The organism is Chamaesiphon polymorphus CCALA 037 (genome assembly GCF_003003845.1).
Classification (GTDB): Bacteria; Cyanobacteriota; Cyanobacteriia; order Cyanobacteriales; family Chamaesiphonaceae; genus Chamaesiphon; species Chamaesiphon polymorphus.
The window spans coordinates 1-13,649 of sequence record NZ_PVWO01000108.1; the positions used below are offsets into that span (position 1 = coordinate 1).

14 protein-coding genes are annotated in these 13,649 nt (G+C 47.0%); 4 read left to right on the forward strand and 10 right to left on the reverse strand.

Annotated features, from left to right (window positions below; all coding sequences use genetic code 11):
• The 5 genes from C7B77_RS10665 to C7B77_RS10685 form a co-directional block, all read right to left on the reverse strand.
• Window positions 1-1,086 (reverse strand): 2-isopropylmalate synthase (locus tag C7B77_RS10665; protein ID WP_106303937.1); only part of this gene is annotated, 1,086 nt, incomplete at its 3' end.
• Window positions 1,087-1,321: 235 nt separating this feature from the next.
• Window positions 1,322-2,113: a DUF4261 domain-containing protein gene (locus C7B77_RS10670; RefSeq protein WP_106303941.1), complete on the reverse strand. Its 792-nt coding sequence runs from the start codon at window positions 2,111-2,113 to the stop codon at window positions 1,322-1,324.
• Window positions 2,114-2,585: 472 nt separating this feature from the next.
• A complete protein-coding gene (locus C7B77_RS10675) occupies window positions 2,586-3,107 on the reverse strand; it encodes a LabA-like NYN domain-containing protein (protein WP_106303944.1) in 522 nt (173 codons plus the stop codon).
• An 849-nt stretch (window positions 3,108-3,956) separates the two neighbouring features.
• The gene (locus C7B77_RS10680) at window positions 3,957-4,772 is read right to left on the reverse strand and encodes a sterol desaturase family protein (RefSeq protein ID WP_106303974.1); all 816 of its coding nucleotides are present in this window, start codon (window positions 4,770-4,772) and stop codon (window positions 3,957-3,959) included.
• Between the two features lie 263 nt (window positions 4,773-5,035).
• Window positions 5,036-5,251: a hypothetical protein gene (locus C7B77_RS10685; protein ID WP_106303947.1), complete on the reverse strand. Its 216-nt coding sequence runs from the start codon at window positions 5,249-5,251 to the stop codon at window positions 5,036-5,038.
• 279 nt (window positions 5,252-5,530) lie between these two features.
• On the opposite strand from C7B77_RS10685, the gene C7B77_RS10690 reads away from it, so the two are divergent.
• The 3 genes from C7B77_RS10690 to C7B77_RS10700 all read left to right on the forward strand — a co-directional run bounded on the left by C7B77_RS10690 (window position 5,531) and on the right by C7B77_RS10700 (window position 8,669).
• The gene (locus C7B77_RS10690; RefSeq protein ID WP_106303950.1) at window positions 5,531-6,757 is read left to right on the forward strand and encodes a sensor histidine kinase; all 1,227 of its coding nucleotides are present in this window, start codon (window positions 5,531-5,533) and stop codon (window positions 6,755-6,757) included.
• Window positions 6,754-7,401 carry a response regulator transcription factor gene (locus tag C7B77_RS10695; protein WP_106303953.1) on the forward strand — a complete coding sequence of 216 codons (648 nt, stop codon included), beginning with the start codon at window positions 6,754-6,756 and terminating at the stop codon, window positions 7,399-7,401. The genes C7B77_RS10690 and C7B77_RS10695 overlap by 4 nt, the downstream gene beginning before the upstream one ends.
• Window positions 7,402-7,478: 77 nt before the next feature.
• The gene (locus C7B77_RS10700) at window positions 7,479-8,669 is read left to right on the forward strand and encodes a type IV pilus twitching motility protein PilT (RefSeq protein WP_106303956.1); all 1,191 of its coding nucleotides are present in this window, start codon (window positions 7,479-7,481) and stop codon (window positions 8,667-8,669) included.
• Window positions 8,670-8,755: 86 nt separating this feature from the next.
• Here the strand turns inward: C7B77_RS10700 and C7B77_RS10705 are convergent, their stop codons facing one another.
• From C7B77_RS10705 to C7B77_RS10725, 5 genes are all read right to left on the reverse strand, one after another.
• Entirely contained in the window at window positions 8,756-9,301 is a 546-nt protein-coding gene (locus C7B77_RS10705; RefSeq protein ID WP_106303959.1) for a DUF456 family protein, read from the reverse strand.
• Window positions 9,302-9,411: 110 nt separating this feature from the next.
• Window positions 9,412-9,696 (reverse strand): YggT family protein, encoded by a 285-nt coding sequence (locus tag C7B77_RS10710; protein WP_181243802.1) that lies wholly within the window; start codon window positions 9,694-9,696, stop codon window positions 9,412-9,414.
• A 192-nt stretch (window positions 9,697-9,888) separates the two neighbouring features.
• A complete protein-coding gene (locus tag C7B77_RS10715) occupies window positions 9,889-10,248 on the reverse strand; it encodes a ssl2009 family thylakoid membrane protein (protein ID WP_106303962.1) in 360 nt (119 codons plus the stop codon).
• 31 nt (window positions 10,249-10,279) lie between these two features.
• The gene (locus C7B77_RS10720) at window positions 10,280-10,732 is read right to left on the reverse strand and encodes a (2Fe-2S) ferredoxin domain-containing protein (protein WP_106303965.1); all 453 of its coding nucleotides are present in this window, start codon (window positions 10,730-10,732) and stop codon (window positions 10,280-10,282) included.
• Window positions 10,733-10,781: 49 nt separating this feature from the next.
• Window positions 10,782-12,455, reverse strand: coding sequence for a serine/threonine-protein kinase (locus C7B77_RS10725; RefSeq protein WP_106303968.1), 1,674 nt, complete (start codon window positions 12,453-12,455; stop codon window positions 10,782-10,784).
• A 484-nt stretch (window positions 12,456-12,939) separates the two neighbouring features.
• Here C7B77_RS10725 and rppA point away from each other — a divergent pair, with 484 nt between their 5' ends.
• Window positions 12,940-13,623 carry a two-component system response regulator RppA gene (gene rppA / locus C7B77_RS10730; RefSeq protein WP_106303971.1) on the forward strand — a complete coding sequence of 228 codons (684 nt, stop codon included), beginning with the start codon at window positions 12,940-12,942 and terminating at the stop codon, window positions 13,621-13,623.
• Window positions 13,624-13,649: the final 26 nt, after the last annotated feature.

Consider the following 13,649-nt stretch of genomic DNA (forward strand, 5'->3'; position numbering starts at 1 on the left):
TTCTAATAGACGCGTGCGAAAAGCATTCCGACCGGACAATTTACCTAATGTAATTAGATTATCAGTCAACCCGATCGACTGAGCGTCCATAATTTCATAAGTGAGCTTATTTTTCAACACACCATCTTGGTGAATTCCCGACTCGTGGGCGAAAGCATTGGCACCGACGATCGCTTTATTGGGTTGGACGAGCATCCCTGTCAGGCTCGATACTAGACGGGATGTCTTATAGATTTGGCGAGTATCGATATTTGTCAGCGATGCAGCCGAATCGACGGGACGACCTAAGAACGGGTTAAAGTACTGACGGCGCACATGTAGAGCCATCACTAGTTCTTCTAACGAGGCATTGCCAGCGCGTTCGCCAATGCCATTAATCGTACATTCTAGTTGCCGCGCGCCATTTTTTACTGCTTCTAAAAAGTTAGCTACAGCCAATCCCAAATCGTCATGTCCGTGAACGGAAATAATCGCTCGATCGATATTGGGGACATTCTCTTTAATCCCTTTAATTAAGGCTCCAAATTCGGCAGGAGTTGTATAACCCACGGTATCGGGAATATTCACCGTCGTCGCACCATTGGCGATCGCACGTTCTAAGACTTCATACAAAAATTCTGGCTCGCTGCGTCCGGCATCTTCTGGCGAAAACTCTACATCATCGACGAAGGATTTGGCATAAGCGACCATTTCACCCGCGATTTGTAAGACTTCTTTGCGCGTCTTTTTGAGTTTGTATTCTAGGTGAATATCCGATGTCGCAATAAAAGTATGAATCCGAGGTTTAGCCGCAGGTTTGAGAGCTTCAGCAGCAGCTTTAATATCTTTTTCGCTCGCTCGTGCCAAACCGCAAATAATTGGCCCCGATGGCGTACCAACTAGATCGGCGATCTGTTGCACTGCTTCAAAATCACCCCGACTGGAATAGGGAAAACCAGCTTCGATAACATCGACACCCAGACGAGCTAGTTGACGGGCAATTGTAAGTTTTTCTTCGGCATTTAGAGTAGCACCTGGAGACTGTTCCCCATCGCGTAAAGTGGTATCGAAAATAATTACGCGCTCTGATTCAGATGGAATGCTCATTAGTCTGGTTCCTATTTAACTATTAAAACTTTGCTAGCAGTCGATCGATAATTCTGGTGACAAACGTTGAAGCTTCAGGCTTGGGATGTTTGTCACCTATCTAAGCACGAGGGACTGCGATAAACTTACAGAATTAATTGTTAATGGTTGCCAAGACACTTTATTTGCCTCCAAGCTACGGAAGATCCTCTGTCGATTTTATCACAAAAACGGAGTACCGAACTCACGCGATCGGCTAGGTTCGTCCTGCTGCAAAGTCCGCACCGGGATTTACATCTAGGAGTACTCGCTGGGGTTCGACAAGTGATTCTTCAAACTGGCAAGACCATCTAGAGCCAGGAGCGACACCTGCGATCGTGTGACCCGATTCTATTACCGCACCATTTTGGGCGATATAAATCGCTGTATTCGCCAAAACGCCGATAACATCATTAGGATCGAGCTGTCGAAAATGGCATTGGAAATCGTGAAGTCCGATTTCTTCCATGCCGCGCGTGTCCATCAACATTTCGCCTTCAGAGTTGGCAATATTGAAGAATCGTACATTAATCGCACCAGGGCGCAGGATCGGTTCTAGATCGCAACATGCTAAATATTCAGCAGGTTCGATCGCTTGTTGGCTGTGTTCAAACAAGATAACTTGTGGAGGAGCGATTTCAAGTGTGGCTTGGAGCGTATGATGAAATAAAGATAAACGTATTTGTGGTTCAAGTCCATCTGCCATCATTTCCATCATCAACAGGGAATAATATCCAGCGGAGCTAATTAATTCTTCGACATTTTTGCAGCCCCAAGATTGTTCTATTATCGATCGATAATTCTCTACATTAATTTTTTTATTACCAGTAAAAAATGCTGTCAATGATGGTAGGTGTTGCTTATGAAAGATTTGAAAAGATGCTTGAGAGTCGCCACGATGGGGGAAATCAAATTTTTCTCCAGCAATCTCTTCAGCACGACGGGCGATATCGCTAAAGTCAAATGAGGGACGCTCGGCAAATAGCAGTGTGACAGCTTGACGGGACATAATATTTGAGCTGGTGAATCCAGGAAAATACCGATCGACTATTCGTCTTTTAGTATTCCCCCATCGGTAACACAGCTAACAATATTCGATCGATCGAGATAGCTGAGTCTAGATTCGGTGTTGTTAAATACCAACACGATCTGCCATTTTGAGATCGACAGAATTTCAAGTAGAGGCAATTTATGAATTGCCCCTTTAGTTTGATATCTTCTAGTGGGGGAGGGCGGGTTTTGCCCGAAGATGATGGTGTTAGACGACAATTGTTAGCATAAACCCGCCCCTACGGTTGGCTGGCCAAACGCGTTATCAATTGGTTGATGGGTCTGTAGGGGTAGGTTTGCGGCGCGCGCTCGTCGGGTTTCCCGACGGTTTAGCGCGACAAGACAATGCAATCTAACGTCGATTTTACTGTTCGATGCTAAACAAAACCTACCCTCCTTCACCAGGATCTAAAAAGATCTCAAATTGGATTCTATAAAGCATCAACTTTTTCGATACGTTCGCGAATATCGTTGAGATCGATATAGCGATCGGTGACATTACGCAATTCTCTGGCAATCATCCCTTCGGTCGAGATCACGGTAATGTGGGTATTTTTCGATCGCAATAACTCGATCGCGCGCTCGAAGTCGCCATCGCCACTAAATAGTACGACTCGATTGTACTGGTCTACAGTATTAAACATATCGACCACAATTTCGATATCTAGATTCGCTTTTTGGGAATAGCGACCGGAGGTATCATCGTAATACTCTTTAAGAATTTTGGTACGAACTGTATAACCCAGGCTGATCAGTGCGTCGCGAAAGCCCCTTTGATCTTGAGCATCTTTCAATCCAGTATACCAAAAAGCATTAATCAACATTAATTCTGGTTCTTTCGTGAAATACTCTAGCACGCGCCGAGGATCGAAAAACCACCCATTTTTTTGTTGGGCATAAAACATATTATTGCCGTCCACAAAGATGGAGAGACGGTTAGCAGCAGAGAACATTATATATATTACCTAGTTATTTTTATAGTTAAGTTAAATCGACTCTCCACTGGAGAGGCTACGCCAATAGCCACGGCGATTTAGATGTAGACAAGTTAAGCTAGCACGATCGTCTAGGGCTTAGGAGTACCCAGCCATAGATACACGAACATCGACAGATTTACTCTGGTGCTAAGTTTAGATAGTTAATTTTTAAGATATAGAATTTAACACTCTGGCTATCGCTGCTACAACAAGATGTCGATCGCATATGGTAGCCATCAAATAATCGAAGGAGGAAGCGCGAGCGAGAAGTTTAGCTCGAACCGAACTTTACCTGTAAAGTTTTGACAGTTAGCATAATAATTTACGAGAATAATGTATATATGAGTTATATCTTACCAAAGTTCGCGCGATTCTCCAAAGGAGAGGTTTCTGCCAAGGCAGAGCATTCGCTACCACCAACGGGCTAATCTTCTGTTATCCCAACACTAATCCGTGAATTCACTTATTTCTAAGAGCGTTCTGACTACAATCGTAACTTAAATACCGATGGTATCTAGGCTAATTAATCTGGCGTCGGGGGAATAGAGGGTCGATTTTGTCGATTTTTGGTAAAAATCCACTAGATTTACTAGATAGACTTATAATACCCACTAGCAACCAGACAAATCTCTGAGATGGCCAAATTTAGGTCGAGTTAGGGATCGCCAAAAACACAATAAGTTACACGGCAGCGATCTTCTTGAATAGATCTGGCCGTGTAACTCTGGTAAAAAGAATATTAAAGATCTGAACTTGTGGAGTCGATCGAGCGGTAGTGACTCGTCCTCCAGCGCAAAGTACAGCTAGGGAAAGCTCGACAGATATTCACACAGGCGCACCGAAGATCGCGCTCAATCGTTCTCGCCAAGTTTTGGCGGCGAAAATATCTTTAAATAGGCGATCCCACTCATGCAAGGCAATCTCGAAGGGGTTTTGAGCAGATAGTGGATGTGTCAACCCATAAACGATCGAGCGATCGGATTTTTCCTCGGCAAACGTCCCAAATAATCGATCGAAGATAATCAGCACGCCACCATAATTACGATCGATATATTCAGAATTAGCAGCGTGATGAACGCGATGATGGGAAGGTGTATTAAATATCCACTCAAGCACACCTAATTTGGGAATTAGTTCGGTATGAATCCAAAACTGATAAGCTAAAGTTAGCGATAATCCAATAATAACGGCAGTTGGCGGAAAACCCAACCAACTTATGGGCATAAAAAAGATAATATTACCCGATAGCAAACTCGTCCAGCCCAATCGATAAGCAGCGGAGAAATTGAAATGGCGGACGGAGTGATGCACCGCATGAGTTGCCCACAGCCAGCGAATTGTGTGAGCGGTACGATGATACCAATAATAGCAAAATTCGAGCGAGATAAATAGCAACGGCATACTCCACCACCGCTCGATCGGAATGGTAAATAATCGATATTGCCAAGCAAATAACAATAGTCCAGCGGGTACGAATATAAATATAGCTTGGGTGAGATAATAAACCAAGAAAATTCCCAAAGAGTCTAGGCTTTCTTGCCAGGAGTAGATTTGTTTGCGGTGATGTCTGACTAGCATTAACTCGATCGCAATTGCGATCGCGAAAATTGGAAAAAGACGAGAAACTAGTGTATATTCCACAATTGTTGTCAATTTGTTTGGGTCAATTGTATTTAATGAAATCGCCAATAAATATTGGAAGGCTGCGGCACGCCTGCTCGATTGCGAACTGAGAAACTCAAAATATCTAAGTAGATATGCACAAGCATTTTCAAATAAAAAATGCCTGAGATCTAGATGGTGGGCAGTGCCCACCCTACTACACTCTTTTTAAAGTTAGTAACTGAACTAGAGTATTAGCTTCAACACAGAGTGATGCTAGGAGGAGAATTTTTTAGATGAGCCTATTTACGAAAAGAGCGATTAGTGACCGCGCTATTGCCATTAGGGCCAGTTCGAGTGGTGGTTTGAGAACCGTTGCCATAGGTACGATTAGTGACCGCACTATTGCCGTTAGGGCCAGTTCGAGTGGTGGTTTGAGAGCCAGCTAAAGTAGTTTGACAGAATCCTAAAATTACTAATCCGAGCGAAATAGATAGAGCGATTGTCGATTTGTACATGATGATTTATGGGAGATAATGGTATATGAAGTCGATCGAATTTAACTTAACTATCCTGTTGGTACGCGCGAACATTTTCAGATACTTGTTATTGCGCGATCGAGAGGATCTTGGTGAGTTGCGATAACTTTCCTCCTAGCCATCGCCTGATGTGTATCAATATAGGTGACAGCAGCTTTGAGCTAATAGAGAACAACGTCCCGAATCGATCGGGATTTTGTCCCTGGTCGTCGCTGGCCTCGATCGGATATTGTTGAAGTGTAAATCGCACTTTTGGTAATGAACTTGGCCTCGTCCGCGCGCTCGTCTCCCGTTCGACTCTTATTACGATTGGAGTGGCTATTATTAGGTCTAGCTGCGATCGTCCAAATAGTAGTCTCGATCGTCAATCCCAATTTGGGCTTGCCACTACTCAATCTGTTAGGGCTGATGTTATTTGCCGCCATGAGATGGCGTTTCCCCGAGTGGTGGAGTTCCAAATTGCTGTATACCGCAGCCGAATTTGGACTGCTATTGCTATTGACGTTCGTCAGCGAGATCCCATTGCCATCGCTGTTGTATATCGTCCTGACAATTCGCAATTGCGTGTTATTATCCGATCGAAATCCACTAGCAGGGAAAGTGCGTAATGCGATCGCGCTATTGGCATTTTTAGCATGTCTGCTATCTCAATCAATGCGGTTGTGGTCGGGTCGAATTCCCTTGCACATTCCGCCAGCCCAAATCGGCATTGTCTGGATCGGATTTGCGATCGCGTTCGGCTTGGTATTTTTATTTTTACAGTTACTCGTAGATGCCATCTTGGCAGAACGCAAAGGGCAAGAACAACTAGCCGCTGCGAATATCCAATTGCGTCAATATGCCTTGCGAATTGAAGAACTAGCCACAGTCCAAGAACGTAACCGCATCGCCCGCGATATTCACGATTCATTGGGGCATTCGCTGACAGTATTCAATATTCATATTGGAGCCGCATTGCGATTGCTGCATACAGACCCCCCAGAAGCCGAAGCACTGCTATTGGAAGTAAAGCAGCTCGGTTCGCAAGCATTACAACAAGTTCGCCAGTCTGTGACGCTGCTACGTGCCGATCCCTTGCAAGGTCGATCGCTCCCAGAAGCCATTTCCAGCTTAGTGACGGAGTTTCATAAGACTACAGGCATCCTCCCCGCTTTTAGCGATCGGATCTGCAAACCGCTAGAGCACGAACTCAATTTAACGCTATTCCGGCTGGTGCAGGAAAGCCTGACGAATATCTCCAAACATGCTGCTGCAACTGAGGTCAGCATCTGTCTCGATCGATCGCCAGCAGCGATAACCTTAACCATCCAAGATAATGGGATCGGCTTCGACCCGCACCACCGTCCGACTGGATTCGGACTCCAAGGGATGCAAGAACGTACCTTGGCACTGGGTGGTAAGTTAAACATTACCACTGCACCCAATTGTGGCTGCCAGATTCAAGCTATTTTGCCATCTCGACATACTCCCGGCTCCCCATCATGATTCGCATCATCCTTGTAGACGACCAACATCTGATCCGTCGGGGTTTACGCGCCCTGCTCAAAACCGATCCAGCCATAGAAGTCATCGGTGAAGGCGAAAATGGGCGAGAAGCTGTCGATCTGGTCGAAGCCTTACAACCAGATCTCGTCTTAATGGACGTGCGGATGCCCGTCATGGATGGTGTTGTCGGTACCCGCGAGATCTGCCACCGCTACCCCCATACCAAAGTGCTAGTCCTGACCACATTTAACGATCGAGAATACGTCACCCAAGCTCTGCAAGCCGGAGCATCCGGTTATCTGCTCAAAGATACCCCCTTTGAAGAACTCACCCAAGCCATTCAACTCGTCTACAAAGGATACACCCAAATCGGCCCCGGTTTAGTCGGTTCGGTACTGATGCGCTCGTCCCCACCAACTACCATCGAAGTTGCCGATGGCTGGGAGCGATTGACACCCAGAGAATTGGAGATCGTGCGATCGATCGCCCGAGGTGCTAGCAATCGGGAGATTGCCGAAGCTTTATTTATCGCCGAGAAAACCGTCAAAAATCGAATCACCAATATTTTAAGCCAATTAAATTTACGCGATCGCACCCAACTGGCGATCGTCGCTCTCCAAAAAGGTATGGACGATTTTTCGTAGCTAAAAGTCGATCGATCGGCAAAATTTGGGCAAGCTAAAAGTGAGTAGTCGCATAAAATCATCCCCTCGCTCGACCCATGGTAAACTCCCGTAACATCCCGGCTCCACCGCCACCAATGCCCAGTCTATCTACTAATTTTCCACCGCCACCATCTTCTGTGGCTACCACTCCCCAGACAGCTACTGTCGGCTACAAATTGCCACCAGGACAGCCCAGTATCGGCGAATTGGTGCAGGAAGCTTTTGACTCTGGCTATTCGGACGTGCATGTCGGTGTCGGCGAAACCCCTAGATTCCGCAATCGTGGTGAGATCGAAACCACCAACTACCCCGAAACCGATCTAGCAACCTTCATGTCTTGGTTGCGGGAAGTGTTAAATGAAGATGATATTCGTACATTTCAGGAGAAGCTAGACTTCGACGGAGCTACCCAGTATGACTTCGCGCGGGTGCGGATCAATTTATTCGATTCCCTGTACGGTTATGGGATGGTGATGCGACTAATTCCAATGCAAATTGCCACGGTCGAGGAATTGCGCTTACCCCCAGTCTTCCGCGATGTCTGCCACTATCATAAAGGCTTAATTTTGGTCACAGGGCCGACGGGTTCGGGTAAATCGACATCGATGGCGGCAATGGTCGATTATATGAATAAAGAAATGCCGCGCCATATTATCACGATCGAAGATCCGATCGAATTTATCCATAAAAGTAAGCGCGCGCTGATCAAACACCGCGAAGTCGGGGCGAATACACGTCAATTTGACACTGCACTCAAAGCCGCACTGCGTGAAGATCCCGACGTCATCTTGGTTGGGGAAATGCGCGATCGCGAGACAGTTAATACCGCACTCAAAGCCGCCCAAACCGGACACTTAGTAATCGGTACTCTGCACACCAATAGTGCGATCAAAACCATCGAGCGGATTCTGAATCTATTCAAACCAGAAGAACAAGCCGTCATGCGCGTCTCGTTGGCAGAATCACTAGTGGCAGTCATTTCTCAAGGCTTGTGCCGGACTACAGACGGTAAACGAGCGGCTTATCACGATATCCTGATCAATACCGAAACTGTCAAAGACTACGTGCGGGACGGTAAATACGACGAAATTGCCCCACTGATGACCGATGGTGAATTCGACGGGATGATTACCATGAACAAATCGCTGTTTGCCCTCTATCAAGAAGGCCGCATCACCGAAGAAACCGCCCTCGAACTCTCGCCCACAGCTAATGAAATGGCAATGATGTTACGCGGTAAAATCTAACGATCGCCTTACATCCCCTCAAGCGACATCCCCGACTTCTTGGAGAAGTCGGGGATGTTTAATTATCAATTATTAATTATTAATTATTAATTAATCCCCATCCCCAGATGCCAAGTAGTAATCACAAAGACGATCGCGGCAAACAGGGATAATAAACCTTGCAAAATCAGACCCAGCACCGAGCCGAGGACGATCCCGACTCCAGCTTTGACCGAAATCTTCACTCGCTCGGCTAGCGGCAACTGACGCGGGTACAACAACTCGCCCACAACCGCCCCAATAAACGGCCCAAAAAATAGCCCTACCAAAGGGCCACCCACGGGTAAGGCTGGTAACAGACCAACGAATCCGAGAACTAGACCGACGAACGAACCAATTTGACCCCAATGACTGGCTCCAGCTTTTTGCGCGCCCCAGATGCCCGATAACTGCTCGATCGCGAAACACATTACCAAGACTACACTGGAGACGACGATCGTCACAGTAGCATTGTCCCAGTTATAGAGAAACCCCGCCCCAATGGATGCACCCAAAATTAAGATCGGCCCAGGCAGCACCGGGACTACAGCCCCAACGACCCCTACTAAGGTCGTCAGTAGTAAAGCAACATAAATCAGTGTTGTGGTTGTCACGTTGGGGGGTATGAATAGTTATTTGCTAGCAGTAGATCGTGCCCTACCACTTTGAAAAAAACATTACATCAAAATGATGGGAACTGGCATCGAGTGACGGATAGTCTTTATCAGCCTAACAATACTGGCGTGAGTGCTGCAAATGCCTGCATGGCAAATTGTAAAGCAAATATAGCTAGGATCGGCGAGAGATCGAGCATTCCGACCGGGGGAATAAATCGAAATAGATTGAGATAGGGATCGGTAATCGGGCTGAGAAATCCAATAATTTGCTGCATCCAGTCAATGTTTGGAAACCAAGTTAGTAGCAACCGGACGATGAGAATGTATGAATAATATTCTAGAAATTTTGCAAAGCTAATGATTAATAAGGGGACGATCGCGGCGTTTTCCATAAAAGTTAGGATCTAAATTCAAATCTGCTCAACTTAGTTTAACCGATCGACTGGTAATTCACGAATGGCTTGACATACCGTATTTACCGACTCAACCATTAGTCTGCGGTGGGGAGTGGGGAGCGGGGAAGAGAAAATGGTAACCTAACTTACACCGCTCGTTACTAAACGATCGATCGCGACGATCTAGATTTAGGCGTCGATCGATTTTTGAGACTTGACGTCTTCATTGAGACGTTCGAGCGAGGGATCGAAACTATCTCCAGGGGGATGTCCGATCGAAGATCTGACAGAATCGATCGCATTATTTAAGTCATTAATTTTCGCATCCAAACTCTGCCGAGCTAGTTCCATCCGATCGTAGCTCCGCCGACGGCTGGATTTGAGCGGTCTTCGGTCATTACCGCCACCGGAGAGCCTGCCGTTTTCAGTTTCGGCATCGATCCGATTGGCTCGTTGAGAGGCGATGGTCGCACCGACGATTCCGCCAACTACACCACCGACAAGCGTGCCCAACCAAAATCCACCCGTGAATCCATCGCGATTACTCATAGCTCGATCTCTTGAACTTTATATTACTATTCTAAGACTCTTGGTCTGTAACTTCTACTGGGGTGGCGATCTCCGCAACACTGCTATTTGCCCAATTACCCAAAGGCTGCACTAAAAAGGCATATTCAGTAACGATGCGATCGCCGAGTAAATGCTCTTGAATGATGCGCTCCAGTACTGCTGGTGTTGCCGAATGATACCAAACACCATCGGGGTAAACAACGACAATCGGGCCGTGATGGCAGACGCGCAGACAATTAGCCTTCGTCCGAAAGACAGTACCAGGGAGTGAGTCGGGACGATCGAGTTTGAGTGCTTTGAGTCGGTTTTTGAGATAATCCCATGACACTAAACTATCTGCTTGAGAACAACAGAGCGGTTTAGTTTGGTCGGCACAAATCAAAATATGCCGAGAGATGCGATCGAGTCCCAAATTGGCGATCGATTCGGCAAACATCTCAACATCGAGCAATTGGTCATCCATAAAATGTCAAGATTGCAATTTTCTGTGCTAGTGGCGAGTGCGCGATTATCTACGGAGCTGGCGTGGGTGATGCCGACACGTCGGGCGTTGGGACGAGCGTGGTTATCACTTCTAATTTATAGTTACTCGCGGCACCAGCTAGCGGGACGATCTCGATCCGATATTCCCCAGCTAGCGGCAGGTTACCCTCCCAATTGACCGTATTTTTGGCATAGACATCGACATTTGCTTGATTGGGCGCAAGAATATTCATCGTCGCTCCCGCAGGCGTGCTTGCCAGTGAAGCCTTGAGTCTGTGACCGACGGGTAAATTTAGGCTAAACACTGTCGGTTTAGTGGGATCGAGCGCGCCTTCTTTGACGAGCGGTTTGCCGACTTCGACACTTATCGATTCCACTGTAACTGTGGCAGGTGCTGAGGTCGCCACGGGAACTGGTGGCGGCGACGACACGCTCTCAACTGGCTGTGGTACTGTCGTTGGCGTCGGCGTGGCAAGCGGATCTGGAGCAGGTGTTGTTAGGGTTGGTGCGGGAGTTGGTGTTTTGGAACTGCTATTGGAGGTAGTCAGCGATCGACCGACCAAAAATAGCGGGATGATAATAAAGACGAGCGCAGCGGCTGTCGAACCCATGGCAATTCCCCACGGCGTGCTCAAGATCCCGCGTAGGGGATTTTGCTGTGGTTGCGGGGTGTTTTTGACGGAGTAGGAGCTAGATTTGACGCTGTTAGTCGTCCGCTTGACGCGCGAGAGTGGTACCGATCCAGAATTGTTGGTAGGATAAGGTCGCTCGTAGCCCGATGTCGTCGGGCGAGGTGGCATCCCCGTCGGCGGGTTGAGATTGTCGCTGGGACGTCCTGGTGCTGCCGAAGGCCCTACAAAGTCCGATACCGAGCGCAAGGCTTGAGCGACTTCGTTCGCCGACTGATACCGACTATTCGGCATCCGACTGAGCATTTTATTGAGAATTTTGGCAAACCAAGGGGTGAGGGTCGGTACCCACTGGTGCCATTTCCATGTCATGGTACTTTTATCGATCAGACTTTCGGGTTTGCGCCCGGTCATCATTACTACAACTGTCACCGCCAAGGCATAGAGGTCGCTATTAGCATAGGCTTCGCCTGTTTGGAGCTGTTCGCCTGGAGCGTAGCCAGCTTTGCCAACAGTGGTACCTTGATGAATTTGGGTCGAAACCTCCAATTGGGTAACACCTGCTTTGACTACGCCAAAATCGATCAGTACGGGTAACTTATCGCGATCGCGGAAAATAATATTATCGGGAGAAATATCGCGATGAATGATGCCCATCCCATGAATGTGCGACAGTACGGGCAACATATTTTGCAGAAACTCTACTGCTTCTGCTTCGGTAAAAGTCATATTATTCTTCAGTCGATCGCTGAGAGTTTTAGCGACTGTTTTTCCCTCAGCATACTCCTGTACCAAGAAGAGTCGTTTTTGCTCTTCAAAGTTGGCTCTAAACTTCGGAATTTGAGGATGATTGATTTGATACAATACTTGAGCTTCGCGCTGAAATAGCTCCTTAGACTTTTTGAGCGCGTCGCGACCGCGATCGTTAGGGCTAAATTCTTTGAGTACGCACATTTCATCAAAACAGCCAGTGTCTTGAGATAAGTAGGTACGGCCAAAACCCCCCTGACCTAATATTTTGGTCACGCGGTAACGCTGTTGAAGCAATGTTCCCAATGGAATTGGTGGTTGCATAACCAGAATTTACGCCTAGAACTAAGGAGAATATAGAGAGTTTACCCAAAAATTGCTAAGAATATTTTATTCTCTAGCAGAATCGATTCAAATTTATCGGCAGAGTGTAAATTGCCCCACCTACTAGATCGAACTCGCAGTTATTGGTAGATTTTATATAGATAATCTGCTAAATTGTCGATTCAGCCGCCGAGCGAAAACATCGCCAGATCTGCTGTCATCGATCGCGCTGCAATCTCGATGCCACAACCAGCAAATCTCGATCTCATCTTGTCTAGCCTGACTCAGTAATTATAGTTTCATAATATCTGCTGTCACAATCGGCAATCGATAAAAATATCGGACTGCTGAGGCTAGAGCGGTGAATTGATGGTTGGCTAGTTATATTTGGATAAAGACGATTGCAGATAATTTTAGATATCGAACCGCTCTTATCATACCCTCGCATCAGTCAGGATCGTTCATCTATTCGTAAAAACTGCAAATGAAAATTTTATTAGTTGATGACGAAGCCGCTCTGGCAGAACCATTGAGTCGGCTATTGAGCCGAGAAGGTTACACCGTCGATGTCGCGACAGATGGTCGAGTCGGGTGCCAATTAGCGACTAACAACAATTACGATCTGCTGATTTTAGACTGGATGTTACCCCACCTGACGGGGCTGCAAATTTGTCAACAGTTACGCGATCGCGGCGACCATACTCCAGTATTATTTTTGACAGCAAAAGATACGCTCGACGATCGAGTGATCGGACTGGACGCTGGAGCTGATGACTATCTAGTCAAGCCGTTTGAATTGCGGGAATTGCTCGCTAGAGTGCGCGCGCTCCTGCGCCGTCCCCCAACAGTGGACGCGCCGCCGACACAATTGCGGCTTCAGGTAGACGATTTGGAGCTGGATGTGGGCAATCAACTAGCTTATATCAAGGGTAAAAGTATCGAACTGTCGGAAAAAGAAACTAAATTACTCGGCTATCTGATGCAAAATGCCGGACAAGTCCTGGCTCACGATCGCATCCAAGCCTTTCTTTGGGGCGAAAATACTGCGCCGAGTAGTAATGTGCTGGCTGCTCTAGTGCGCTTGCTCCGGCGGAAAATCGAGGTCGAGGGATCGCCAGAGTTGATTCAGACTGTTTATGGGAAGGGGTATCGGATTGGGAGAGGGTAGGGGTGGATGAGTGGATGGGTGGATGG

Excerpts from the sequence above, each read along its gene's own strand:
- C7B77_RS10720 (WP_106303965.1), bottom strand. The coding sequence starts at position 10,732 with ATGGATGACCAATTGCTCGATGTTGAGATGTTTGCCGAATCGATCGCC.
- C7B77_RS10725 (WP_106303968.1), bottom strand. The coding sequence starts at position 12,455 with ATGCAACCACCAATTCCATTGGGAACATTGCTTCAACAGCGTTACCGC.
- rppA (WP_106303971.1), top strand. The coding sequence starts at position 12,940 with ATGAAAATTTTATTAGTTGATGACGAAGCCGCTCTGGCAGAACCATTG.
- C7B77_RS10675 (WP_106303944.1), bottom strand. The coding sequence starts at position 3,107 with ATGTTCTCTGCTGCTAACCGTCTCTCCATCTTTGTGGACGGCAATAAT.
- C7B77_RS10715 (WP_106303962.1), bottom strand. The coding sequence starts at position 10,248 with ATGAGTAATCGCGATGGATTCACGGGTGGATTTTGGTTGGGCACGCTT.
- C7B77_RS10690 (WP_106303950.1), top strand. The coding sequence starts at position 5,531 with ATGAACTTGGCCTCGTCCGCGCGCTCGTCTCCCGTTCGACTCTTATTA.
- C7B77_RS10710 (WP_181243802.1), bottom strand. The coding sequence starts at position 9,696 with ATGGAAAACGCCGCGATCGTCCCCTTATTAATCATTAGCTTTGCAAAA.
- C7B77_RS10695 (WP_106303953.1), top strand. The coding sequence starts at position 6,754 with ATGATTCGCATCATCCTTGTAGACGACCAACATCTGATCCGTCGGGGT.
- C7B77_RS10685 (WP_106303947.1), bottom strand. The coding sequence starts at position 5,251 with ATGTACAAATCGACAATCGCTCTATCTATTTCGCTCGGATTAGTAATT.
- C7B77_RS10700 (WP_106303956.1), top strand. The coding sequence starts at position 7,479 with ATGGTAAACTCCCGTAACATCCCGGCTCCACCGCCACCAATGCCCAGT.
- C7B77_RS10670 (WP_106303941.1), bottom strand. The coding sequence starts at position 2,113 with ATGTCCCGTCAAGCTGTCACACTGCTATTTGCCGAGCGTCCCTCATTT.